Origin of the sequence: Pararhodobacter zhoushanensis, from assembly GCF_003990445.1 — a bacterium.
Classification (GTDB): Bacteria; Pseudomonadota; Alphaproteobacteria; order Rhodobacterales; family Rhodobacteraceae; genus Pararhodobacter; species Pararhodobacter zhoushanensis.
Genome location: NZ_REEZ01000002.1, coordinates 262,718 through 286,548 on the forward strand (window position 1 = coordinate 262,718; position 23,831 = coordinate 286,548).

At 63.6% G+C, this 23,831-nt stretch carries 24 protein-coding genes; 17 read left to right on the plus strand and 7 right to left on the minus strand.

The genetic code is table 11. The features are described from left to right. Positions 1 to 11: 11 nt before the first annotated feature. From EAE28_RS05955 to EAE28_RS05975, 5 genes are read right to left on the minus strand one after another with little or no spacing between them, the layout of a single operon-like run. A complete protein-coding gene (locus tag EAE28_RS05955) occupies positions 12 to 2,099 on the minus strand; it encodes a TonB-dependent receptor domain-containing protein (RefSeq protein WP_127104919.1) in 2,088 nt (695 codons plus the stop codon). A 52-nt stretch (positions 2,100 to 2,151) separates the two neighbouring features. Further along, positions 2,152 to 2,934, minus strand: a complete 783-nt coding sequence (locus EAE28_RS05960) for a heme ABC transporter ATP-binding protein (protein WP_127105322.1) — start codon at positions 2,932 to 2,934, stop codon at positions 2,152 to 2,154. Between the two features lie 2 nt (positions 2,935 to 2,936). Then, positions 2,937 to 3,992 carry a FecCD family ABC transporter permease gene (locus tag EAE28_RS05965; protein WP_127104920.1) on the minus strand — a complete coding sequence of 352 codons (1,056 nt, stop codon included), beginning with the start codon at positions 3,990 to 3,992 and terminating at the stop codon, positions 2,937 to 2,939. 4 nt (positions 3,993 to 3,996) lie between these two features. Then, a complete protein-coding gene (locus tag EAE28_RS05970) occupies positions 3,997 to 4,812 on the minus strand; it encodes a heme/hemin ABC transporter substrate-binding protein (protein ID WP_127104921.1) in 816 nt (271 codons plus the stop codon). A 3-nt stretch (positions 4,813 to 4,815) separates the two neighbouring features. Continuing rightward, positions 4,816 to 5,856: a hemin-degrading factor gene (locus EAE28_RS05975; RefSeq protein ID WP_127104922.1), complete on the minus strand. Its 1,041-nt coding sequence runs from the start codon at positions 5,854 to 5,856 to the stop codon at positions 4,816 to 4,818. Positions 5,857 to 6,077: 221 nt separating this feature from the next. Here EAE28_RS05975 and EAE28_RS05980 point away from each other — a divergent pair, with 221 nt between their 5' ends. The 16 genes from EAE28_RS05980 (at position 6,078) to EAE28_RS06055 (ending at position 18,132) form a co-directional block, all read left to right on the plus strand. Further along, positions 6,078 to 6,491 (plus strand): hypothetical protein, encoded by a 414-nt coding sequence (locus EAE28_RS05980; RefSeq protein WP_127104923.1) that lies wholly within the window; start codon positions 6,078 to 6,080, stop codon positions 6,489 to 6,491. Continuing rightward, positions 6,488 to 7,144, plus strand: a complete 657-nt coding sequence (locus tag EAE28_RS05985) for a MotA/TolQ/ExbB proton channel family protein (protein ID WP_127104924.1) — start codon at positions 6,488 to 6,490, stop codon at positions 7,142 to 7,144. The genes EAE28_RS05980 and EAE28_RS05985 overlap by 4 nt, the downstream gene beginning before the upstream one ends. Further along, a complete protein-coding gene (locus EAE28_RS05990; RefSeq protein WP_127104925.1) occupies positions 7,137 to 7,499 on the plus strand; it encodes an ExbD/TolR family protein in 363 nt (120 codons plus the stop codon). The genes EAE28_RS05985 and EAE28_RS05990 overlap by 8 nt, the downstream gene beginning before the upstream one ends. Then, on the plus strand, positions 7,496 to 7,879 hold the full coding sequence (locus EAE28_RS05995) for an ExbD/TolR family protein (protein WP_127104926.1): 384 nt from the start codon (positions 7,496 to 7,498) through the stop codon (positions 7,877 to 7,879). Before EAE28_RS05990 ends, EAE28_RS05995 begins: the two co-directional genes overlap by 4 nt. After that, complete coding sequence (locus tag EAE28_RS06000) at positions 7,876 to 8,859, plus strand: TonB family protein (RefSeq protein ID WP_127104927.1); 984 nt, start codon at positions 7,876 to 7,878, stop codon at positions 8,857 to 8,859. The genes EAE28_RS05995 and EAE28_RS06000 overlap by 4 nt, the downstream gene beginning before the upstream one ends. A gap of 336 nt (positions 8,860 to 9,195) precedes the next feature. After that, positions 9,196 to 9,480, plus strand: a complete 285-nt coding sequence (locus tag EAE28_RS06005) for an STAS domain-containing protein (RefSeq protein WP_127104928.1) — start codon at positions 9,196 to 9,198, stop codon at positions 9,478 to 9,480. After that, entirely contained in the window at positions 9,477 to 9,857 is a 381-nt protein-coding gene (locus EAE28_RS06010; protein WP_127104929.1) for a response regulator, read from the plus strand. Before EAE28_RS06005 ends, EAE28_RS06010 begins: the two co-directional genes overlap by 4 nt. Next, a complete protein-coding gene (locus EAE28_RS06015; RefSeq protein WP_127104930.1) occupies positions 9,854 to 11,974 on the plus strand; it encodes a chemotaxis protein CheA in 2,121 nt (706 codons plus the stop codon). Before EAE28_RS06010 ends, EAE28_RS06015 begins: the two co-directional genes overlap by 4 nt. 1 nt (position 11,975) lies before the next feature. After that, on the plus strand, positions 11,976 to 12,443 hold the full coding sequence (locus EAE28_RS06020) for a chemotaxis protein CheW (protein WP_127104931.1): 468 nt from the start codon (positions 11,976 to 11,978) through the stop codon (positions 12,441 to 12,443). Further along, positions 12,440 to 13,324, plus strand: coding sequence for a CheR family methyltransferase (locus tag EAE28_RS06025; protein WP_127104932.1), 885 nt, complete (start codon positions 12,440 to 12,442; stop codon positions 13,322 to 13,324). Before EAE28_RS06020 ends, EAE28_RS06025 begins: the two co-directional genes overlap by 4 nt. 13 nt (positions 13,325 to 13,337) lie before the next feature. Beyond that, the gene (locus EAE28_RS06030) at positions 13,338 to 13,724 is read left to right on the plus strand and encodes a response regulator (protein WP_127105323.1); all 387 of its coding nucleotides are present in this window, start codon (positions 13,338 to 13,340) and stop codon (positions 13,722 to 13,724) included. Then, on the plus strand, positions 13,721 to 14,152 hold the full coding sequence (locus tag EAE28_RS06035; RefSeq protein WP_127104933.1) for a hypothetical protein: 432 nt from the start codon (positions 13,721 to 13,723) through the stop codon (positions 14,150 to 14,152). Before EAE28_RS06030 ends, EAE28_RS06035 begins: the two co-directional genes overlap by 4 nt. A gap of 25 nt (positions 14,153 to 14,177) precedes the next feature. Then, positions 14,178 to 15,458: a HAMP domain-containing protein gene (locus tag EAE28_RS06040; RefSeq protein WP_127104934.1), complete on the plus strand. Its 1,281-nt coding sequence runs from the start codon at positions 14,178 to 14,180 to the stop codon at positions 15,456 to 15,458. After that, the gene (locus EAE28_RS06045) at positions 15,415 to 16,560 is read left to right on the plus strand and encodes a methyl-accepting chemotaxis protein (RefSeq protein WP_164736559.1); all 1,146 of its coding nucleotides are present in this window, start codon (positions 15,415 to 15,417) and stop codon (positions 16,558 to 16,560) included. Before EAE28_RS06040 ends, EAE28_RS06045 begins: the two co-directional genes overlap by 44 nt. 178 nt (positions 16,561 to 16,738) lie before the next feature. After that, positions 16,739 to 17,572: a CheB methylesterase domain-containing protein gene (locus EAE28_RS06050; protein ID WP_164736560.1), complete on the plus strand. Its 834-nt coding sequence runs from the start codon at positions 16,739 to 16,741 to the stop codon at positions 17,570 to 17,572. After that, positions 17,569 to 18,132 carry a chemotaxis protein CheD gene (locus EAE28_RS06055; protein WP_246022288.1) on the plus strand — a complete coding sequence of 188 codons (564 nt, stop codon included), beginning with the start codon at positions 17,569 to 17,571 and terminating at the stop codon, positions 18,130 to 18,132. Before EAE28_RS06050 ends, EAE28_RS06055 begins: the two co-directional genes overlap by 4 nt. Before the next feature lie 1,169 nt (positions 18,133 to 19,301). On the opposite strand, the gene EAE28_RS06060 is transcribed toward EAE28_RS06055, so the two are convergent. Both EAE28_RS06060 and EAE28_RS06065 read right to left on the minus strand, forming a co-directional pair. Then, on the minus strand, positions 19,302 to 20,678 hold the full coding sequence (locus tag EAE28_RS06060) for an FAD-binding oxidoreductase (protein ID WP_127104937.1): 1,377 nt from the start codon (positions 20,676 to 20,678) through the stop codon (positions 19,302 to 19,304). Continuing rightward, positions 20,675 to 22,330: a thiamine pyrophosphate-requiring protein gene (locus EAE28_RS06065; protein ID WP_127104938.1), complete on the minus strand. Its 1,656-nt coding sequence runs from the start codon at positions 22,328 to 22,330 to the stop codon at positions 20,675 to 20,677. Before EAE28_RS06065 ends, EAE28_RS06060 begins: the two co-directional genes overlap by 4 nt. A gap of 463 nt (positions 22,331 to 22,793) precedes the next feature. On the opposite strand from EAE28_RS06065, the gene EAE28_RS06070 reads away from it, so the two are divergent. Next, positions 22,794 to 23,816: a TRAP transporter substrate-binding protein gene (locus EAE28_RS06070; protein ID WP_127104939.1), complete on the plus strand. Its 1,023-nt coding sequence runs from the start codon at positions 22,794 to 22,796 to the stop codon at positions 23,814 to 23,816. Positions 23,817 to 23,831: the final 15 nt, after the last annotated feature.

Sequence of the window (23,831 nt, forward strand, 5' to 3'; positions counted from 1 at the left end):
AACCCGAGGGATCAGAAGTTGAAGGTACGACCCAACGTCAGGCGCACGTCGCGACCCGATCGTGGATTCGAGAAGGCATAGCCGTAGCCGCCGACATCCAGCGCGTTGTAATAGTAACGGTCAAAGACGTTGTTGACCGCCAGCTGGACCTCGACCCCGCGCAACGCGCCTTGGTCGGGGCGCCAGGTCACGAAGAGATCGTGCACGCCGTAACCCGGCACCGTGTCACCCGACGCGGTTTCCATGCCGCCTGCGAACGTGCCGCGCCAGCCGAATTCGAGGTTCTGCGCCGGCAGGCGGTGGCCCAGTTCCAGCAGGATCTGATGCGACGGCGTCGAGGCCAGCACGCGACCGGTCGTCTGATCCACCCCGTCGATCATGCTGGCGGCCACGCGCCCGAACCAGCGCTCGCTTTGATACGAAGCTTCCAGCTCGACCCCGCGGATGCGTGCGCGACCGATGTTGGTAAACGGCACGCCGCCGCCGGTGCGGGTGATCATGTCGCGGAACTGGTTGTTGAACGCGGTCAGTTTCAGGTCCAGCCCGTCACCAGCCATGAACACGTCCCGCCCCTGCCACGAGAAGCCCAGTTCGATGGTGCGCGCGTGTTCCGGGCGCAGCCCGAGCGGGTTGGTCGCGGTGGGATCGGCGCTGTCGAAGACCTCGTCGATCGTGGGCAGGCGGGTGGTATCAGCCAGCGAGCCGAAGACCGACCACGCATCGTTGATGTCATAGTGCATCGCCAGCGAGGCAGCCGTGCCGCCATGCGTCACCGGCTGGTTGAGCAGACTGGCATCGGCGCCTGACGTCGCCTCAAGCCGCGTGTGGTCATAGCGCAGCGCACCGAGGATGGTCAGACGGTCGTTCAGGATGAACTCGTTCTGCAGATACAGGCCCCAGGTGTCGCTGGTGCCGCCGGGCTGTGACGCATAGCCGGTTCCACCAACCACCGCGACACGGTCACGCTGGGCGACGGTGCCGCCGATGGTCAGGTAGTTTTCCCACGTATCGCCCATCATCGTGAAGGTGTTGCGCGCATCAAGCGCCAGACCTTCATAGGCATATTCGGAATCCTGCCACAGGCCCGAGGGCGGGGCAAAGGGATAGCCCGGATAATTCGTCGCATTCTCTTGCACGACCCGCGACTGCGTCCACGACAGCTGCACACGCGCATCGACCCATGGGTTGTCCGAAGCCGGGTTTTCCCAGGTGATCTGCGCGGAATCGTCGGTCACGTCGCGGTCGATATTGCCGAAGATCGAGAAATTGCCATAGGCCGAATAGGGCACCTGCTCGCCGCTGGTAGTCCAGCGCGAGGCCGAGAAGCGCAGCCTTTGTTCGCTTTCGTCCGACAGCCGGATCGTGCCGCTGACCAGCACCGAGCGTGACTGCATGTTCGAGCCGGTGATCAGCGAGCCGTCGCCCGCATCGGCATCGCCCTCGGACCGGGTGGTGACCGCCGCCAGCATCTCGACCCGTTCGTTGAACCGGTGCGCCAGAATGGCCGAGCCCAGATAGCCCTCACCGTTGGAATTGCCGCCCGCGCGCAGCCGCAGGGCGGTGTTGGACTCGTCGGTCAGGAAGTCCGAGGCATCGCGCGTCTCGAACGCAACAACGCCGCCGATTGCGCCCGCGCCATACAGCAGCGACGAGCCCGGCCCGCGCAGCACTTCGACGCGGCGATAAAGCTCAGGCTCGCCGAAATGCGAGCCGACGCGGTATTGCTCGTAGTATTTTTGCACGCCGTCGATAGTGACGATGATGCGGTTCTCATCGGACGAGGTCGACGTGCCGACGCCCCGGATGTTCAGGAACTGCCCGGTCATCGCCGAGCCGCCAAAGGCCTCGGCCCCCGGTACGGCGCGCAGCAGATCGCCAAGCGTCGAGGCTTGCTCGCGCTCGATGTCGTCGGTCTCAAGCGCGGTCACAGCCTGTGGCGTGTCGATGGCGACACGGGCGCGGCCCGCGCCCAGAATGATGCGGCCCAGCATGGTGAAGACGCTGTTGTCCTGTGGTGTCTGGGCGGCGGCGGGGGTGCCAAGCGCTGTTGCCAGCGCAAGGGTCGAGACAGCGCCAAAGCGCCGGATGGTGGGTGACATGGGTCCCTCTTACGGTTGATTTCGCTGGCTGGACCGCTGGCGTTTTGGGTGATCAGGCCGCAGCTTGCGGCAGGATGAACACGCCGCCATCGGGCGGCGGGGTAGACACCTTGAGCGCGCAGCCATAGGCGCGGCTCAGGATGGAATCGGTAAACACGTCACGCGCCGCGCCATGGGCCAGCACGCGCCCGCCCTCCATCAGGCAGACGGCATCGGCGGTCATCGCGGTCAGGTTGAGGTCGTGCATCACGGCAATGACCCCGCCGCCCGCCTGCGCGAACTCTTTCGCCAGCCGCATGATTTGCAGCTGATGGCCAATGTCCAGCGAGGCGACGGGCTCATCCAGAAACAGCCAGCGCGGCTGGCCTGCGACCACGGGCCGCCAGACCTGCACCAGCACCCGCGCCAGATGCGCGCGTTGCTGCTCGCCGCCCGACAGCTGTTGGAACAGCCGCCCCTCATAGCCGCTCAGCCCGACCCGCTCCAACGCGCGGCGTGGCAGGTCGGCGGCGTCCGAGGCCAGCGCGGCAGTGCCGGTCAGGCCCAGCCGCACCACTTCGAGCACGGTAAACGGGAAAGCCAGCGGCATCGCCTGCGGCAGCACGGCGCGGCGCTCGGCCAGCGCTTCGGGGCGCTGGGTACTCAGGGCGGTGCCGTCCAGCAGGATCTGGCCGGTATAGGGCAGCTCGCCCGTGAGGGCCCGCAGCAGCGTGGTTTTGCCCGAGCCATTGGGGCCAACGATGCAGGTCAACTGACCGGCACGGGCATTGAAATGAACGCCGTGCAGGATCGGCTTGCGGCTGAGAGAGACCGCCAGATCAAGGGCTTGCAGTATGCTCACAGGTCCACCAATCCGCGTTTGCGCAGCAAGAGCCACAGGAACACCGGCGCGCCCGCCAGCGCGGTGACGATGCCGATGGGCAGCTCCGCCGGGGCGACGACCACGCGGGAAATCATGTCGGCCCCCAACAGCAGCACCGCCCCCAGCAGCGCCGAGCCGGGCAGCAAAAAGCGGTGGTCCGGCCCGATGGCAAGGCGCAGCAGATGCGGCACGACGATGCCGACAAAGCCGATCCCGCCCGAAATCGCCACCGCCGCCCCGACCGAGGCCGCGACCGACAGCACCGCCAGCGCTTTCACCCGCTGCACCCGGATGCCCAGATGCATCGCTGCCGCCTCGCCCAGCGACAGGGCGTTGAGGCCCCGGGCAAGGAAGGGCGCGGCGGCCAGACCGGCCAGCATCACCGGCGCGGCGACAGCCAGTTTGGCCCAGCTGGCCCCGGCCAAAGAGCCAAGGTTCCAGAAGGTCAGATCCCGCAGCTGCGCATCATCCGCGCGCGCAATCATCACCCCCATGCCTGCCCCGGCCAGCGCCGCCAGCGCGATCCCGGCCAGCAGCATGGTCGCGACCGAGGTGCGCCCGGCCCGGGTCGAGACAGCATACAGCAGCATCGTCACGCCCCAGCCCCCGACAAAGGCCGCCAGCGGCACCAGATGCGGCCCGCCAAAGGGCAACAAACCGCCCAGAACGATGGCAAACACCGCGCCCAGACCGGCGCCGGCGCTGACCCCGATGATGCCGGGGTCGGCCAGCGGGTTGCGAAAAAGCCCTTGCAGCACGGCACCCGACACCGCCAGCGAGGCTCCGACCAGCATTCCGGTGATCAGGCGCGGCAGGCGGATGTCGAACAGGATGACCCGCTCACGCATGGCGATCTCGGCCCCGGCCAGCCAGTCACCCAGCACCGCCAGCGGCGAGACCCCCGCCGCGCCCACGGCCAATGAGGCCGCGCCGGTGGCCGCCAGTAGCAGCACCAGCGCCAGCAGCATCGCGCGGGCGCGCGGGGAGCGGTCACCGCTGCGCATTGGGGCCTCGCTGGGGATCGCGACCATCGGCTCAGCCCTCCAGCGCGTCCATCAGGGCCTGCGCGGCCTCAGGGGTGCGCGGGCCAAAGCCCAGCAGGAACGCGCCATCCAACCGGATGATGCGCCCGGCCTCGGCCGCCGGGGTCAGGCCCAGCGCGGGATGGGCAAGGATGTCGGCATCACTCAATGCGTGATCGCCCGAGCGGTCCATCATCACGATGGCCTGCGGCGCGGCGGCAATGATCGCCTCGTCGGTCATCTGGCGATAGCCGTCGAACCCGGTGATCGCGTTCTGCGCGCCTGCCAGCTCCAGGATGCCCTCAGCCGCCGTGCCCTGACCCGAGGCCAGAATCCGACCGCCTGCCGCCGACAGTACGAAGATCGCACTGACGGGTGCTGCATCCACGCGCGCCTCGGCCAGCGTGGCAAAGGCGCTTTGCACCTGCCCGACCAGCGGCGCGGGGTCGAGGCTGAGCGCTTGCGCGACGGCTTCGATCCGGTCGATGACCCCTTGGGCGGTATAGCCGCCGGTGACGCGGACAACCGGAACATCGGTGGCGGCGACCAGATCCAGCGTCGCCTGCGGGCCTGCATCGACATCCGCAAGGATCAGATCCGGCCCCAGCGACAGCAGCCCTTCAGCCGACAGGGCGCGCATGTAGCCGACATCGGGCAATGCGGTCAGCGCCTCGGGGTAGCTGACCGTGGTGTCGCGTCCGACCAGCCGGTCAGACGCGCCCAGCGCCGCAACGATCTCGGCCAGCGCCGAGCCCGCAACCACCACACGCTCTTGCGCCAGCGTCGGCGTGGCGGCCAGACAGGCCGCCGCGATCAGAGAAAGCCGCATGGCTCAGGCTCCCGCTTGGGCAGGCATTTCTGCGCCAAGCGCCTCGGTCATCGCGATCCACGCGTCGGTGTCGGGATCCCGTTTGCCGAACATCTGCAGGATCAGCCCGCCCTCGGCGTCAAACGCCTCGATCGAGATTGCCGGGCCTTGCTTGGTCGGCTTGTTGACCAGCCAGACCTCGGCGATGTGGTCGGCGCGAAGGTGCAGGTTGAAACCGGGGTCGAGGACGTTGATCCACGGACCCATCGGCTCGACCCGGTGGATCAGCCCGCCGTGGATCTCGATGCACCCGCGGTTGCCGACGAAGATCATCACCGGGATCTGACCCGCAGCCGACCGATGCAGCGCCTCGGTAAAGGCGTCAGGCGTCAGCGATATGGCGTAGGGTTCACCAGCGATGCGGTACGCGCCCAGGCGGTTCATCCGCAGTTTCGAGGTCAGGCGCATGAACTGATGGGTGTCGGTCATGCCGTCCCATTCCTTGCGCAGAATATCGAGTTTTTCAGGGTTCGACTTGGCCGCTTCGGTCGGCGCGCGCGCAGTGGTGTCGATCTGGTCCGACTGATCCTCGACCCGCAACTCGGCAACCAGCGCGTCGAACGCCGCGATATTCGAGGCCTCGCGCAGGTGTACCTTGTGTACGGCATCACCCGCCGCGTCGAAGATCTGGATCGAGCGCTTGTCACCGTCGTGCACGGCGAAACCATGCACCCAATGCGACGGGAACATACGCATGTCGATGTCCGGCCCCAGCACCATCGCGGCGTGTTGTCCCGAACGATAGTCCAGATACGTCCCGTCACGCTCGATCACGCAGCTGTCGTTGCGCGTCAACGCCATCACAGTGCCCAGCGTCTCGATCGCCGGGAACAGACGGTCCGGCGACGGGTCGATGCGGACAACGGATGTGCCATTGACCATGGCGGCAACGAGATGGGCTTCGGTCACGCCCAGCGTCTGCGCCAGATCACGGGTCCGGCTTTTGGGGTTCTCGGCACGGGCGCTGCGCAGCGCGGCGGGCGAATCAGGGGCGATGGTGTTCATGAGCTTTCCTTTGCGGTCAGAATTCGGCTGTCGGGGACGGCGCGGCTCTGGCGGAAAGCTGGATGGCGCAGGGAGCGCGTTCGCAAACGCGGCTTACTTGACAAGTTCTGTAAGGTATTCTAGCGAAAAGATGCAAGCGGAAAAACGGAATTCTTTCCGGGCTTTCGCAGCGCGCCAGCCATCGGCCAGCCAGCAGATCCCGTCTCAGTCCCGGAGCCCCCATGGCCACCTTTCCCCGTTTTCTGCCGCTGGCCCTCTGCGCCATGGCGAGTTTTGCCCAAGCCGCGCAGGCCGATCCCCTGCGCATCGAGCTGAACGCCCTGCACCCGCGCGACGGTGCCTGCCAACTGGTCTTTGTCGCGCAGAATGGAACCGGGGCAGACGTGTCGCGGCTGGTGCTTGAAGCCGTGTTGTTCGGCCAGCAGGGCCAGGTTGCGGCAATGACACTGCTCGACTTGCAGGATCTGCCAGCGGACCGGATGCGCGTGCGCTCGTTCGAGATCGGTGGACTGGGCTGCGAAGACGTCAGCCGACTGCTGATCAACGGCCTCAACGATTGCGCACCCGCTGACAGCGCCGCTTGCACGGCACCCTTGGCGCTGGAAAGCCGCGTTCCGGTCGAGGTGCTGCAATGACACTGTTGATGGACGCGCTCAACCGCGTCGCCGATCTGGGCGGGCCGGTGGTGATGATCCTGCTGGCCATGTCGCTGATTGCCGTGGCGCTGGTGCTGGCCAAGCTGTGGCAATTCGTGCGGTTGGGGGTCGGTCGTCACGCCGCCCTGGATCAGGCGCTCGGCGCTTGGGACAAGGGTGACGCGCAGCGCGCCTGCGCCGAGGCTGCCGCAGCCCCGACGCACCTCGCCGCCGTCGCCGTCGTCGCCCTGCGCGCCGCCGAGGAAACGCACCGCGACGACCCTGCGCTGCGCGCCCGTCTGACCGGGCTTGCCGCCGGGCGTCTGGCGCGGCTCTCCGCAGGTCTGCGCGTGCTGGATTCTGTGGCGCAGGTCGCACCGTTGCTGGGGCTTTTTGGCACTGTTCTGGGCATGATCGAGGCGTTTCAGGGCCTGCAATCGGCGGGTTCGGCGGTTGATCCCTCGGCGCTGGCCGGGGGGATCTGGGTGGCGTTGCTGACCACCGCTGTCGGGCTGGTCGTGGCGATGCCCGCCTCGCTGGTGCTGACATGGTTCGACGGGCGTATCGCGCATGAAGCGCGTATGGCAGAACGGATCATCGACACCGCTCTGTGTGCCGGTCTGGGCGCCGGTGTGGGCGCGCGCCATGCCTAGCCTGGTGCCCCCGGTGCGGCGGGCCAACCTGTCGCTCACCTCGCTGATCGACGTGATTTTCCTGCTGCTGTTGTTCTTCATGCTGACCTCGACCTTCACCAAACTGGGCGAGCTGGAGCTGAGCGCCGGCACGCCCGGTGGTTCCGCATCCGAGCCCCCCCTCTTCGTCCAGCTTGCACCCGAGTCGCTGGCTGTGAACACCGAACCCCTCGCTCTGGACGCCCTGCGCGCCCGGCTTGAGGGGACCGAAGGCCTCGTGCTGGTCTCTTTGGCCGAGGGCGTCACCGCTCAACGGCTGGTCGATGTTCTGGCCGTGCTGCGCGGGGCCGAACTGAACCTTCAGGTGCTGCCATGAGCCTTGTCCCGCCCCCGACCCGTGCCAAGGGTGAACCGACGATCGGTCTGATCAACGTGGTCTTTCTGATGCTGATCTTCTTCCTGATCGCTGGCACCATCGCGCCGCCGCCGGGCGACGGCATCGCGCTGGTGCAGATCGCGGATCTGGACGGCAAAGCCCCGCCCGAAGCGCTGGTCATCACCGCCGACGGCACGCTGCTGCACCAGCAACAGCCGACCGACGCGGACACCTATGTCGCCTCGCTGATTGAGCCGCGCATCGCCCGCCTGCTGCCCGACCGCAATGCTCCGGCCGCGCAACTGGTCACGCTCAGCGCCGCGTTGCGGGCGGCGGGGGCGGAACGGGTGGTCATTCTGGGCGAACGGGGGCAGCCATGATCCTGTCTGCCCAAGCAAAGCGCGCTGCCTTCGACTGGCGCGCGCTGGCGATGACCGGCGCAGTCTCGGTCGCCGCGCATGGGATCTTGCTCAGCGCGCTCGTGCCCTCGACCGATCCGGTGCAGATCGCCGGTGGCGCAGCCTCGGCTCCCGCGGCGTTGGGCAGTGCCTTCGAGGATTTCACGCAAGGCGCCCTGCCCTCAGCGGCCTCGATGGCCGAGCCGACCCAAGCCCCCGTTGCCCCGCAGACCCCGCCCGTACAGACCGCGCCACCCCCGCCACCCGCAGCCGCAGCGGCAAGCCAGACCCCGGCTGCGCCGCAGACCTCTGCAGCCGCAGCGGCCCCCAGAACGCTGGCCCCCGCTGCCGTTGCCGGCAACACCCCGCTTGCGGCCCAGACCCCCAGCAGCCCGTCCGAGCCGCTCGCAACCGCGCTCGCCACGCCGGTTCAGCCCACGCCGCCTAGCGCGCCGTCGCTGGCCGAGGCAGCGCCCACACCTCCGCTGCCAACGGCCACCCCGGGACCCGAGGTCACCGTCCGCACCGCCGACGCCACCACGCCGCGCCCTCAGCAACGCCCGTCACCGCGGCAGGCAAGTGCCGCGCAGCCCGCGGGCAACAGCGAACGGAGCGCCCGCCGTGGCAGCGCCGACGGCACCACGGGTGCCGCGACACAGCGCGCCGAGCGCCCGGCCCCCGTCGCCAGCGCCCCCGGCAACGCCGAGGCGTCGAACTATCCCGGTCAGGTGATGCGCGCGATCCGCCGCGTCCGGCAGCAATCCGTTCGCGCGCGCGGTGTGGCTGTGGTCGCCTTTACCGTCGCGCCCGGCGGCGGGCTGGCCTCGGTCAGCATCGCGCAGGCCTCGGGCAGTCGCGCGCTGGACAGCGCCGCGCTGGATCACATCCGCCGCGCCGCGCCCTTCCCGGCACCGCCACCCGGCGCCCAACGGCGGTTCTCCTTTGAATTTGTCGGGCGGTGAACGCGCTTTCCCCTGAAAAGAATCGCGCCCCGATGCCGTGACGGGCGCGATTTATCCTGTCGCTTTTTCAGCAAAGACGAAGCGCCCCCGATTGACGGGGCCAAAGACCGGCGCGCCTCACCTGATCGCCGCGCGCTGCAGCCTTCATGATTCCATCAATATAATTATACCGTTACCGGTTTGCCGTAACGCTGAACCCCTCTCGCCCCGACGAGAGCGTGCCCAACCCTTCGCCTGATAAACGCGCAACGGATCGTTGCAGCGGGAACGCAATCTTAAGAGTTGGCCGTCTACCAAGGCCAACAGGACGTTCCTTGAATTGCGAAGGTGAAAGCCGTGGCCGAAACCGAACCTGAACCCTTGATCCTCGATCCGGACGAGTGGATGGACGCGCCGCAGGCGGTCATTGATGCCATCCTCGCGCGTACCGGACCCCGTCTGGTCATCAACGCATCGAACAGCGGGGCTGTCCCCGGCTCGGTTGCGCAATTGCTTCTGGCCGCACGACGAACCGCTGCGGCCCGGGATCAGACCCTGCTCATCGCGCAGCCGTCACAGGCCGCCCAAGCCAGCCTGACCGCGCTGGGACTCGACCACCTGTTGACAGAGGACGGGGTATGACCGGCAAAACCATTCTCGCGATCGATGACTCCCGCACCATTCGACAACTGGTGTCGCAAACCTTGTCCGAAGCAGGCTTCGACGTCACCACCGCCGTCGACGGTGAAGATGGGGTTTCCACCTTCCTGCACAGTCGGTTCGACGCGGTGATCACCGACATCAACATGCCCAAACTGGACGGGTTCGGGGTGATTGATGCCATCCGAAAGGGCACCGCCAACCGCAAGGTGCCCATCCTGGTGCTCACCACCGAAAGTTCGGTCGAATTCAAGGATCGCGCGCGCGGTCTGGGGGCGACCGGCTGGATCGTCAAACCATTCGAAAACCATCAACTGGTCGATATCCTCAAACTGGTGACGGGGGCCGACGGAGCATGAGCAACGATGCGCTAAGGGCAACATTCTTCGCTGAATGCGAAGAACTCATCGAATCCCTGACCGAAGGGCTGGACGCCATCGCCCAAGGGGATCGCGACAAGGAAACCATCAACGCGATCTTCCGCGCGGTCCACTCGATCAAGGGTGCGGCGGGTGCCTTCGGCTTCAACGACCTTGTCGCATTCGCGCACCGCTACGAAACTGTCCTCGACCTGATCCGCGCGGACAAGCTCGACATCAGTGCCGAAATCCTGCGGCTGATCACACGGTCGTCTGATGCGCTTGCGGAGCTTGTCGAACTGACGCGCGATACCGGCTCGGCCTCGCTGGACCCGGTCCAGGACCTGATCAATGACCTTGAAAGCCACGCCGAAGCCGTCAAAGCCGAAGAGCCGCCCGAACCGGACTTCGTGTTTGCCCCTCTCTCGGTCATCCAGATTGACGACCCTTCGCCGACGCCAAGCGGCTTCGTCATCCGGTTTCAACCCACGGCGGCCTTCTACACAAATGGCCATGAGCCCGCTCGCTATTTCGCAGCCCTCGCGGCTCTGGGCACGCTTTCAGTCGCCTGCGACACCAGCGCGATCCCTCCGCTGACCGACATCGATATCGACGAAAACTACCTCCGGTGGACCCTGACACTGTCCGGCGACACCGACGCCGACGCCGTGAAGGCGGTCTTCGCCTTCGCCGAAGGCCTCTGCACGCTCGACGTTTCGCCCCTTGCCGATGCGCAAGAACCCGACACGAGCCCCGAGCCAACAGACCCTCCCGCCAGCCTGTTTGGCATCCCGCTGGACCTCCCGCCGTCTGGCCCTGCAACCGCCCCAGCGATCACCGAACCAACCACGTCGCCCGCCGTTCCGAACGCTGCCGCCACGCCAGCGCAATCCGCTGCAAAAGCCCCGGTGAAGACCGCAACGACGTTGCGCATTGACCCCGATCGCGTGGATCGGCTGATCAACACGGTGGGCGAGCTGATCATCAACCATGCCGTCATCAGCCAGAAACTGGCGGCCTGCGGCATCAACAACGACTCCGAAATTATGGCCGCGCTGGACGACTATCGCTACCTCGCCCGTGAAATTCAGGAAGGGGTGATGTCAATCCGCGCCCAACCGGTAAAATCACTGTTTCAGCGGATGGGTCGCGTCGTCCGCGAAGCGGGCGAAGCCACGGCGAAACCGGTGAACTTCATCTCAGAAGGCGAATCGACCGAAATTGACAAAACAATCCTAGAGCGCCTCGCGGATCCCCTGACCCACATGCTGCGCAACTCGGTCGATCACGGCATCGAATCCGCCGAAAAGCGCCAGCAGGCCGGCAAACCTGCAATCGGCAGTGTTCGTCTCACCGCAGCGCATCGATCCGGTCATGTCGTGATAGAGGTCGCGGACGATGGCGCCGGGTTAAACCGCGAACGAATTCTCGCCAAGGCTATCGAAAAGGGCCTCGTCCCCGCCGATGCGAAGCTTTCCGAACCCGAGATTGACGCCCTGCTCTTCGCTCCGGGGTTTTCGACCGCCGATAGTGTGACCAATCTCTCCGGCCGCGGCGTCGGCATGGACGTGGTCAAGACGACCATCACCTCGCTTGGCGGCAAGGTCGGCATCACCAGCGTGCCCGGCAAAGGATCGACCTTCACCATTTCCCTGCCCCTGACGCTGGCGGTGCTCGACGGAATGGTGATCGGCGTCGGCTCCGAAACCATGGTTCTTCCTCTGTCCAGCGTGGTCGAAACCGTTCGCCCCAGCCGCTCCGACATCCATGAAATCGGTCCGGGGGAGTGCGTCCTCTCGGTGCGCGGGACATTCCTGCCGGTTGTCGACCTATGCCAGCTCTTTGGTTTGCGTCCCGTGCGCGCTGCCGCGGCCGACCGCTCCTATGTGATCCTCGACGCAAGCGATACCAGCGTGGCCATCGCCGTCGATGCCATCTGGGACCAGCGACAGGTCGTGATCAAAAGCCTCGAAGGGAACTACGGCACCGTTACGGGCATCGCCGCTGCCACAATTCTGGGCGATGGAAAAATCGCCCTGATCATCGATTCCGAAGCCTTGGTCGGGTTGGTTGCGCCACGCCGCACGTCCCGACCACTTGTCGAACTGGAGGCCTGAGATGAGCGAAAAAGAAACAACGGAAAGCGCGCGAACGATTGAGTTTGTCTCTCTGACCGCCGGGGGGCAAGGATTCTGCATCGAGATCACGCTCATCCGAGAAATCCGGCGCTGGAGTCAGGTTACCGCGCTCCCCTTCGCCGAAGATTCGGTCCTTGGTGTGATGAACCTGCGCGGCGCGGTGATCCCCATTGTCGATCTGGCTGCCAGGCTTGGTCTCGGCGCAACCGAGATCGGTGCACGCAATATTGTCGTCGTTACCGCAATCGGCAGCAAGATCGTCGGACTGGTCGTCGATTCGGTTTCTGAGATTCTGTCGGTCAATGTTGAGACAATTCGCCCGAACCCGACGTTGCGGCGTGACGGCACCGGGAATCATGTGGTGGGCTTGTTGCCCGTTGATGACGTGATGCTGCGTGTCCTCGATCTCGAAACACTCTTCGCCAAAGGCACTGAGGAAGCCGCATGACCGCGCAACTGCGTTCACCACCGGCCGACGCCGAGCTTCAGCTGACCGAAGCGGATTTTGCACGCATTGCGCGCATCGCCAAAGCGGGGTGGGGCCTAAGTCTCGACAGTGCAAAACGGCCGCTTATTCGCTCTCGTCTGGGCCGACGGCTAAAGGCACTGAATCTCGCCAGCTTCGACCCCTATTGCGAGATCATCGAATCCGGCGACACCGTGGAATGCGATCATTTCATCACCGCGCTCACAACAAATGTGACCCATTTCTACCGCGAAGCGCATCACTTCGAGCTGTTGGAGGCCGAGGTTCTTCCCGGTCTCATCGCGCGGGCCCGCAAGGGTCAGCGGGTGCGCCTGTGGTCCGCGGGTTGCTCATCGGGTCAAGAGCCGTATTCGTTGGCGGGTTCCATTCTGGCGCTGGCCAAGGACGCAGCGTCTCTCGATCTCCGCATCCTTGCAACCGACGTCGATCCGACGGTTCTCGTGACGGCCGAAGGTGGTCGTTATGAGGCACAGTCTTGCGCTTTCCCGTCGCCAGCGCTTGAGGCCCGGCTTTTCACCAAACCGTCCACCCCGCCTGAAGCCTTTCGTACGATCAGACCCGAACTCAAGCCCCTGATTACGTTTCGGCGGCTTAACCTCATGCAGCCTTGGCCATTTTCCGGGCGTTTTGACGTGATCCTCTGTCGCAACGTTGCCATCTACTTTGACAAGCCGACGCAAACCCGACTGTGGACGCGTTTTTCCGAAGCGCTGAACGATGGCGGTTCTTTGTTGATCGGACATTCAGAACGCATCACGGCTCCCGCCGAACACGGGCTCGAAGCGGTCGGCATCACAGCCTATCGCAAAACCGGCCCTCTCCCGACCAATGCGCACCGATGAAAGAGGACCAACAATGGCACTAAAGGATATCCTCAAAGTCATGATCGTTGATGACATGTCGGTCAGCCGAGGCTTGATGACACAAGGGCTGGAAGAAATTGGGATCAAGAACATCGACTTCCAAAAATCCGGTCAGGACGCGCTGAACCGTCTGGCGGTAAACCCCGCGCATCTGGTGATCAGCGACTACAACATGCCCGGCATGAGCGGCCTCGATTTGCTCGAAAACCTGCGCAGCAACAAGCTGACGCAGCAGATCGGCTTTATCCTTATCACCGGGTCACCAAGTCAGGAGCTCCTGGAAAGGGGCGTCAAACTCGGGCTCAACAACCTGATAAAAAAGCCCTTCACGACGCAAAGCCTCAAAGCCTCAATCGAAGCGGTGGTGGGCAAGATATGACACTTCATGGCCCATTTCCGATTCCGCCGGTCCTGGGCACGATTGCCGACGTCATGGCCGAAATCCGCCACATGTTGCTCGCCTACGAAGCGGCAATGACAGGGGACGCTCGAACGCAGCAGAACAAGCGAGCCGTGCAGGACTTCGACCTTGCGATCCAATCATTGCACGACCTGGAAACTATCGCGCGGAAACTGGCCCTGGAACTTCCCGATGATCTGGTTTCGCATTCCGCTGTTAGTCTGGGGCAGCTCCAATTGGAGCGCAGCCGACGCCGTGTGGTGGCCGCCGCGCAAGGTAGCGCCGAGGCGCACCCCCAACGGCAAAAGCCGACCATAGACCTTTTCGCACCGTCCCCCGACGAGGCCACAGTCGGCGACATCGACACAGGATCAATCGCCGAAACGTCCCAACCGCGCTCGCGTTGACGTTCTTTCCATCAAGGATTCAGCCATGCTTACACGTTTTACACAATCGCGGATTGGCCTTCGCCTCCCTGCCATGGTGGTCGTGGCCCTCGCGGTCAGTCTCGCGGCAGCGAGCGCCGTTTACTATTATAGCATCAAGACTGCTCAACAGACGCTTGCTCACCATCTGGCCGAGTCGCTCGCAGGCCACACCGAAACGGCCTATCGGGTCTGGCTTGATGGCATGTTCCGCCTGACCGAAGATCTCGCTGAAGGGAGCCTTGCGCCAGAAGCGCTGCGTCAGTTCAACGACGCTCTGGCTCTGCAACCTGATGGCTGGCAAAACGATCTTCGGCAAGCCTATATCGATGACAACCCCTTCGCGGCCGGTGAACGCCAGAACTTCGACCAGGGCACCAGCCGTCCCGCGTATGATCTGGTCCACGACACCTTTAATCAATACTTGCGCGACCACCTGGAACGCTTTGGCTACTATGATCTTTTCCTAATCTCGACCGATGGCAACATCCTGTATTCAGTTGCCAAAGAGGACGACTTTGCGACCAGCGTCGTGACTGGACTCTACGCCGATACGGGGCTCGCACGAGCATGGCGCGCGGCAATGGACGCGCCGGCCACCGTTACAGCCTATGCGGATTTTGAACACTACCTTCCCAGCGGAAACGCTCCGGCATCGTTCCTTGCGCGCCGTATTGTCGATCTTGACACGCCAGGAACCCCCGTAATCGGTGTCGTCGCGATTCAACTGCCAGAAGAAGGCATTGTCGACGCTTTGAACAACATCATGCCCCTGAATCCAAGGGATGATGCCTATATCATCGGACCGGATGGATTAAGCCGCAGCCCGAACCGATTGGAAGACACCCTCAGCGTACTCAGCCCTCTGCCCGACTTGCCTCAGATCGCCATGGCCCGGGCTGGTGAATCCGGCTACATCGATAACGTGCCCGGCCTGCATGGGCACGAGGTTTCAGCCTGGGTAGAAACTTTCGAGTCGCATGGCCTGGAGAGAGCGGTCGTTGTCGAACTGGACCATGTAGCAACCTTCACCGCGTTGACAAAATTCAAGCGTACGGCACTTGTCTTCATGGTGATCGGAATTGCTGTTTTTCTAGCTGTTGGCTACCTGATTGCGCGCGCCATCACCAAGCCTTTGAGCGCGCTCCAAGACTCCATGGAGCGTATCGCCGCGGAAGACTACGAAACGCCGGTTGTCGACATTGAACGACGGGATGAACTCGGCGAACTGTCGCGTCGGCTCGATGTCTTTCGCAAAAAGCTTATCGGGGGGGCAAAATGCAAATGAACAACAGCGCCAGTCGCAGGTCGAGCAAGAGCTTGTCGTCAAGGACCTGGGCCGTGGGTTGCGCGGCCTTGCCAGCGGGTATCTCGATACGCGGCTGACCGACGCGTATTCTGGCAGTTATGAGCAGCTGCGCGCGGATTTCAACGAGACCGTTGAAACCATGGAAAGCTTGATGCGATCAATCGCCTCCAATGCCATGGAAATTCGTGCCCGTGCAGAAGAGATCAGCGCCTCGTCCGATGATTTGTCACATCGCACCGAGAACCAGGCAGCGACGCTCGAAGAGACCGCCGCAGCGCTTGATGAACTGACGGCCAGCGTGCGGACGGCGGCCGAGAGCGCCTCAGAGGTCGAGTCCGTGGTCGCTGATGCACGCAAAGAGGCAGAGAAAAGCGGCCAGGTTGTCTCGGAAGCGGTTTCAGCAATGTCGATGATCCGGCAATCGTCGAATGAGATTTCTCAGATCATCGGTGTGATTGACGACATTGCTTTCCAGACCAACCTATTGGCGCTGAATGCGGGTGTCGAAGCCGCACGAGCCGGCGACGCAGGGCGTGGTTTCGCCGTCGTTGCCTCCGAAGTGCGCGCCCTGGCGCAGCGGTCCTCTGAAGCTGCCAAACAGATCAAGACCTTGATCACCGGTAGTGCGGAACAGGTGGAAACGGGTGTTGGCCTGGTTGGCCGCGCCGGCGACACGCTCCGAATGATCATCGAACGCGTCAGCAACATCGATCAACTGATTGGTGGCATCGCCACCGGCTCACGCGAGCAATCCGCCGGTCTTGGTGAAATCAATGTTGGGGTTTCACAACTCGACCAGGTCACACAACAGAATGCCGCAATGGTTGAAGAGGTGACCGCCGCGGCGACAACCCTCAACACGGAATCTTCGGCACTTACGCAGATCGTTTCGCGCTTCAGACTGAACGACAGCGAGGTCAGCAGGGATGCCCCGGCTTTCACGGACCCTGTCGCCCGCCAGAACCCGCCCAGACCGGCTGAGAGCGAGGACGACGACTTCGCAACCGCAGTTCAAGCGCCAAGACAGGCACAAGCTGCACCGCCGATCGCGGCCAATCTCGCGCGCTGGCAGGACTTTTGAGGTGAATAATATCCAGGTCGGGAAAGGATAAAGAATGCGATTGCTGATAGCCGACCCGGATTGTCCTCACAGACGCGCGGCATCGGAAAGACTGGGCGCGATTCCGGGTATTCGTGTGTCCGACATTTGCGCTGACCTAACCGCTACATTCAACGCTGTCGAGCACAGGCCACCGACGTTGGCTCTCATCGCGCCTGAACTGGTGGCGCAGCCCGAGTTCGAAATGATGGAGATGCTTTTCCGTTCGCTTTCGGTACGATGGATGCCTTTGGTGTTCAGTCGCAGCAATGCAGCCCGTTTGGGCACCCAACTTGTTGCTGATCTTTCCAGCGATGACGTTTCGCTGCAGCAGAATCTGCGGGCTCGGCTTGCTTCCGGGAACGCACCAATGCCGCGTGCAAATACAGGATTGCTGCGGTCCGTGGGACAACCTTCTGACGATGGAGTAATTCTGATCGGCTCATCAACCGGTGGAATTGATGCGCTTCTTCAAGTCCTTGGTAGCTTTCCCGAAGATTGCCCGCCAACGTTGATCGTGCAGCATACCGGTGCGGCCTTCAGCAGTGGCCTTGCCCGCCTGTTTGACCGAAATGTCGCCCCACAGGTCCGCGAAGCGCGCGACGGCGAGCCTTTGCGCCGTGGGTCCGTGCTGCTCGCACCGGGTTCGGACCAGCACCTCGTCTTGCACACGCGACAAGGTCAGTCATGTCGTTTGGTTGAGGGCCCGCGCGTCAGCGGCCACAGGCCATCAGTCGATGCGCTTTTTGCCTCGGCGGTTCCGATCGCCAAAAAAGTTACAGCGGCAATCCTGACCGGGATGGGCCGCGATGGTGCCGACGGAATGCTCGCGCTACGCCAAGCCGGCGCGCGCACCATTGGCCAGAATCGAGCGACTTCGGTGGTCTACGGCATGCCAGGTCAAGCCGCTGAACTGGGCGCTGTCGGGAGTGAACTGCCAATCGGTGACATTGGGCCCGCAGTGCTGCGAGCCGCGCAGAGGAACACGGCGTGAAACAACCCTTGCAACACTGGCCACCGGGTTTTCAGACCCGCACCGTCGCGGTCATTCGCGGAGATTTTCAAGTCTCGTCGGACCCGTCTGTTGTCCTGTCAACGGTTCTGGGGTCGTGCGTCTCCGTTTGCATGTTCGACCCCGGCGCGAAAATAGGTGGGATGAACCACTACCTGCTGGCTGAAGGGACAGAGTCTGACGCAAGCAGTCTGAAGTACGGAGCGCATGCTATGGAACTGTTGATTAACAACTTGCTCAAACAAGGCGCCAAGCGTGGCGCCCTGCGTGCAAAGGTGTTTGGTGGCAGTCGAATGACCGGACGGTTCGCCGATATTGGCCCGCGCAATGCCGAATTTGCACTGCGCTATCTCGCGGCAGAGGATTTCGAGGTTCAGTCGCACGATCTTGGCGGGAATGCCGCCCGGCGCGTTAATTTCCACCCCGTGACCGGGTATGCCCGCGTCATTCATACAGCACCCGACGAAGAGACAACGGTCACGCCGGCGCGCGCACCCGTGCGGCCGCCCGCGTCGCGCACTGAAGGAATCACACTGTTTTAGCTTGAAAAATCTGCCGAAAAGATCCGTGCGATCTGCCGCTACTGAAGCTGGCATAGGGAGCGAGGCGCCATTGCCTGAGCTAAGCAACGATCAGGGTATCTACACCATGGGGTCGGTCAAGAACGCGGCTTTTCCAAGGGATTGCGGCGCCGGGTTAGCGGCTTATCTTGCAACCAAAGAGGGCAGACCACGCGCCTCACCGGCGTTGGGCGTAGCTCAACGCGTTGGGAACGCCGCGTCGGATAAGGTGCAAAAGCAAAGCCTTGCCGGACGCCGACCCGCTGTTGACCACACAGAACCAAGCGACACGACCACAGAAACCCGAACGAAACCCGCTTAAGCCACCATCAAAGATTGCCCTGAAGCCCGAACCTCCCTCGCCCGGTTAGCGGTTCGCAGCATTGAGCCGCGCGGAGAGATGAAGTGGCATTTACTTGACGCCACTGGCGCCGGCCCTACGTTCGGCACGGGGCAGAGAAATGGCGCGATTGTCCGGGACGGCCCGGAATTTTACCCCGGCCAAACATGGTCACCTCATAACGCTGGCCAGACTTTCGAACTGCAGGGTTTGCGACTTTGCGGCTACATTAGTGCTGCCCGGAAGTATCCCAACCCAATTGTGAGCGCAGCGCGCCTGTTCCAGCACTGCTTGCCAATAGACGATCGCGGCCACGTCTGACGGCGTGCCTTTATCTGGCAACGAATGCGTTAAGCGTCGCGCGCGACTACCGGCGGATCGCACAACCCCATCATGACGTCGGTCAGACGGCCCGCGGTCGCTGTCTGGTGGACACCGGTTTTCGTGCAGTCCTCAAACCGGCAAGTGCACTCTTACAACACCGGATCCGCGGGGGTTTCGACCTTTATGTCGCCGAGAAAGGGAGCATCAGCTATCACGGATCTCCTCAACTTGGTGCGGACAACGTGCCGTGGCCCGCATTGCCGCGAACGAGAGGCCTTTTCGACCGCCAGCCAACATTGGCGAACGACGAATATGAGCCGGCAGTCCCGACGGTCAGCAAATCCCGGGAAAGTCGGTATCTAACCGAAAGGTAAAACTTCGGGCTTTGCGCGGTGATGGATCCGCGCAACAGCCGTCAGCCCGCGCGCCGCCAAAAGAGGATGCCGGCCCGCATGGACCGGCATCTCTTCAAATCGGGCTGGGACAGTCAGCCGCCCTGTCCCAACTTGCCCGGGTTCATCAATCCTTTGGGGTCAATCGCCGATTTCAGCGTCTTCATGAGATCGACCGCCGCATCCCCGTGCTCGGCGCGCAGGTATTTCAACTTGCCGGTGCCGATCCCGTGCTCGCCGCTCGCCGTGCCACCGACCGTAAGAGCCCGCTCAACCAGACGCTCGGCCAGACGCTCGGCCTCGGCCAGCTCGCGGGGATCATCGGGCTGGATGATATACGCCGCGTGATAATTGCCGTCGCCGACATGGCCGATGATCTGCCCCAACAGGAAACTGTCCTCGATATCGGCACGGGCGGCTTCAATCTGGCCCGCCAATTCCGAAATCGGCACACAGATATCGCCGGTATAGAGTTCGCTGCCCGGGCGAATCGCCTTGGTTGCCCAGTAGAGATCATGCCGCGCTTGCCAGAGTTTCGCGCGTTCCTCGGCATCGGCGGTCCAGACGAAATCTTCGGCACCGTGGTCGGCGGCGATCCCGGCGACGATCTGCGCCTGTTCGGCAACCCAGGCATCGGTCCCGTGGAATTCGAACATCAGGGTCGGCGCGACTTTCATCGTGGTTTTGGAATACGCGTTCACCCCGGCCACGGCGACGGCGTCCAGAAACTCCACCCGCGCCATCGGGACGCCGTATTGCACCGCCTCGATCACGGTTTCGACCGCGCTGGCGGCATCGGGAAAGGCGCAGACCGCCGAAGAAATCGCCTCGGGGATCGGGTGCAGGCGCACAGTGAGTTCTGTGATCACACCCAGCGTACCCTCGGCCCCGACAAAGAGATGCGTCAGATCATAGCCGGTCGAGGATTTCCGCGCCCGGCTGCCGGTTTTCACCAGCTTGCCGTCGGGCGTCACCACTTTCAGCGCCAGAACGTTGTCGCGCATCGTGCCATAGCGGTAGGCCATCGTCCCCGACCCGCGGGTCGAGGCCATGCCGCCCAGCGACGCATCCGCGCCCGGATCGACCGAGAACATAAGGCCCGTGGCCCGCAGTTCGGTGTTCAGCTGCTTGCGCGTGACACCCGATTGCACAACGGCCAACCCGTCCTGGGGACGGATTTCAAGGATATGGTTCATCTCGCGGGTGTCGATTGTGATGCCGCCCCGCGCGGGGATCGTGTGGCCCTCCATCGATGAACCCGCGCCGTAGGGCACCATAGGCACATCATTTTCGACGCAAAGGCGCACGATTTCCTGCACCTCTTCAACCGTGCGCGGAAACGCGACAGCGTCGGGCATCGCGGCGGCGTGCCAGCCGGTGTCGCGGCTGTGGTGGTCGCGCACGGCTTTGGCGGTGGCCAGACGCTCGCCCAGCAGCGCTTGCAGCGCGGTGATCGTATTGGTCAGGTTCACGGATACAGGCTCCCGCTGCCGCGCGGATATTTCGACGATTCAATCTCTTGGCAGGTGATGAACTCCAGCAAAGCCGGTTGCCCCGCCTCGGTCGCCGCGATGCCGCGTTTGATCGCCGGGATGATCTCGGCCACCTCGGTGATGCGCTCGCCGTAGCCGCCCATGGCTCGGGCGAAGGCGGCATAGTCGCCGCCGATGTCGGTCGAGCGGTATTTTTCCGTCGAAACCGGCATGATCGGCAGTTCCATCGCCATCGAGTGGTTGTTCAGCAGGATCGACAGGATCGGGATCCGCTCGCGCACCGCCGTTTCAAAATCCATGCCGGTAAAGCCGATCGCCGCATCGCCCCAGACGTTGATGCACAGCTTGTCCGGGCAGGCCAGTTTCGCGCCCATCGCCAGCCCCAGACCATAGCCAAGCTGGGTGGATTTGCCCCAGCCGATATAGCTGAGTGGCGTGGTTGAGACCCAGAAAGGCGAGAGCTGGTCGCGCGGGCTGCCGGCGTCATGGGTGATGATGGTGTTGGCGACGTCGACGGTGTGCTGCAGATCCCAGAGCACGCGGTAAGGGCGGAACGGGGCCTCGTCCGAGCGGAGCTTGACCATCCATTTCTTCATCCACGGCGCGCGGACGCGCTGGATTTCGTCGGCCACGGCGCGCGGGTCGGGGGTCGGCAGGCGGCGGGCGTTAACCTCGGCCAGCACGGCGTCGAGCATCAGCGCGGCGTCACCGACCAGTGCGATTTCGGCCTCGATGTCCTTGTTGACGTGGTCGGGGTCCAGCGTCGCATGGATCACCCGCTTGCCCAAAGGCATCTCGACGCCAAAGGCGGTTTCAGTGAACGAACAGCCGATGCCAAAGATCACATCCGCATTATCGAGGAAATGCCGAACAGTCAGCGGCAGCGCCGCGCCGCCCGAGCCGAGCGCGAGTTGGTGGTCCTCAGGAAAGGCGCTTTTTCCTTCGAGCGAGGTGCAGACCGGGATCGACAACCGCTCGGCCAGCGCCTTGAGTTGCGGCCAGGCCTTGGCGTAATGCACGCCCTGCCCCGCATAGATTACCGGGCGTTTCGCCCCGGCGAGCAGGTCAACGGCCTGCACCACGGCTGCCGGATCGGGGCCATAGCGGGTGCGCAGAACCGGGGTGTAGTTCAGCGGCTCAGGCACGTCATCGTTCCAGATGTCGTTGGGGATCTCGACCAGAACCGGCCCGCCGCGCCCGTTTTTCAACCGCGAGAAAGCGCGGCGCATGATGCTGGGGATCTCGCGGGCATCGTTGATCGGCTCGGCTGATTTGGTGATGTCGCGCATCGAGATGGACGAATTGTAGTTCGGCGAGACATGCGCCAGCCGCCGGTGATACCCGCCCGGCATGACCAACAGCGGCACGGATTCCGCAAAGGCCTGCGCGATGGCGCCGTAGGTGTTCTCGGCCCCCGGTCCCGATTGCATGACAAATACGCCGATTTTCTCGCCGCTGGTCATCCGGCTGATGGCATCCGCCATATGCGCGCCGGTGCGTTCCTGCCGGACGATGATCGGCCGGATATCGGCCATTGCGGCGTATTCGAGCACGTGATTGACCGGATAGCCGATGACCATCTCAACGCCTTCGCGTTTGAGAATCTCGGCGATTGCATCTCCGACTTTCATGCCACCCCTCCCAGAATGTATACATCACTTGTCAGTCTGCCTGACAAAAGAGCCCTTCGCAACGGGCCAGATGCTGGCTAGTCCGGCTTCACGGCAGAAATCGGGCACGGGCGCGACCTATTCGGGCCCCTGATACTGATTCGGCGGCAGGTTTCCTTGCCGCAGCTTCAGCGCCGCAGTTCTCACCGACAGAAAAACCGCTCACGCCGGGAATTTGCTGTCTTTTCCCGATCCGGATCATCGCAGAACCTTGCAAGACGCCGGAATCAAAGACCGATCCTTGTTTCCGGCTTTCCCGAAATTGCCGCCACGACCGCCGAAGTCGCACGCCGGATTACAGTGAAGATTGAGAATGGTTCATGAAAATTCCTTGTCAGGAGGCCTGCGACATGTACACATATCAGGTGAAGCCCTGCCGCCGCGCTCTGACAGGTGGCAGCCCGGACTTCGAGGGAGGAAATCAATGAACACCAGAACCTTGGCAGTTGCCACGGCCGTTGCTCTATGCCTTGGCCAAACGGCTCTCGCACAGGAATACACGCTCAGCCTCGCGCATTGGGTGCCCGGTACGCACCCGTTGCAGACGCTGGGAATTGAGCCGTGGATCCAGTCGATTTCGGAGGCGTCGGGAGGGCGCATCGCGATCGACATTTTCCCGGCACAGCAGCTCGGCGCGGCAGCAGACCACTATGATATGGCGCGCGACGGCATCGCCGACATCGCCTTTATCAACCCGGGCTATCAGCCGGGCCGCTTCCCGATTCTGGCGGCGGCCGAACTGCCGTTCCTGTTCGCCAACGCCACAGGCGCGGTGCGGGGCCTGACCGAATGGTATCAGAACTACGACGATCAGGAGATGTCCGAGACCTACTTCTGCATGGCCCTGACCCATGATCCGGGAACCATGCATGGCAAGTCCCCGATTCTGGTCCCCGAAGACGTGCGCGGCCACACCGTGCGCCCGGCCAACGCCACCGAAGCGCGGTTTGTGAACCTGCTGGGTGGTGCCTCGGTTCAGGTGCCCGCCCCTGCGATGCGTGAGGCGCTGTCGAACGGCACCGCTGACATCACGCAAAGCCCGTGGGAGTCGCTCTATATCTTCGGCGCCGACAGTCTGGTCACGCATCACCTCGACATGCCCTTCTACGCTTCGATCAACGCGTTCGTCATGAACCGCGGCATGATCGACGGGCTGCCCGAGGATCTGCGTCAGGTCATGATGGACCATTGCACGCCCGAAATGGCCGAGCAGATGTCGACCGGCTGGGCGGGTGCTGAAGCTGCGGGCCGTGAACGCATCGCCGCCGATCCGGCGCACACGATGTACACCCCCAACGCCGAGCAGGTCGCAATGTGGCAGGAAGCCGCCGCACCGCTGACCGAAGAATGGCTGGCGCTGATGGAGAGCCAGGGCCAGGACGGCCCAGCGATCCTGCAGGGTCTGCGCGACTCGCTGGCGCGGTATGACGGCCTCTACGCCGAGTGAACCATCGGTCGATCT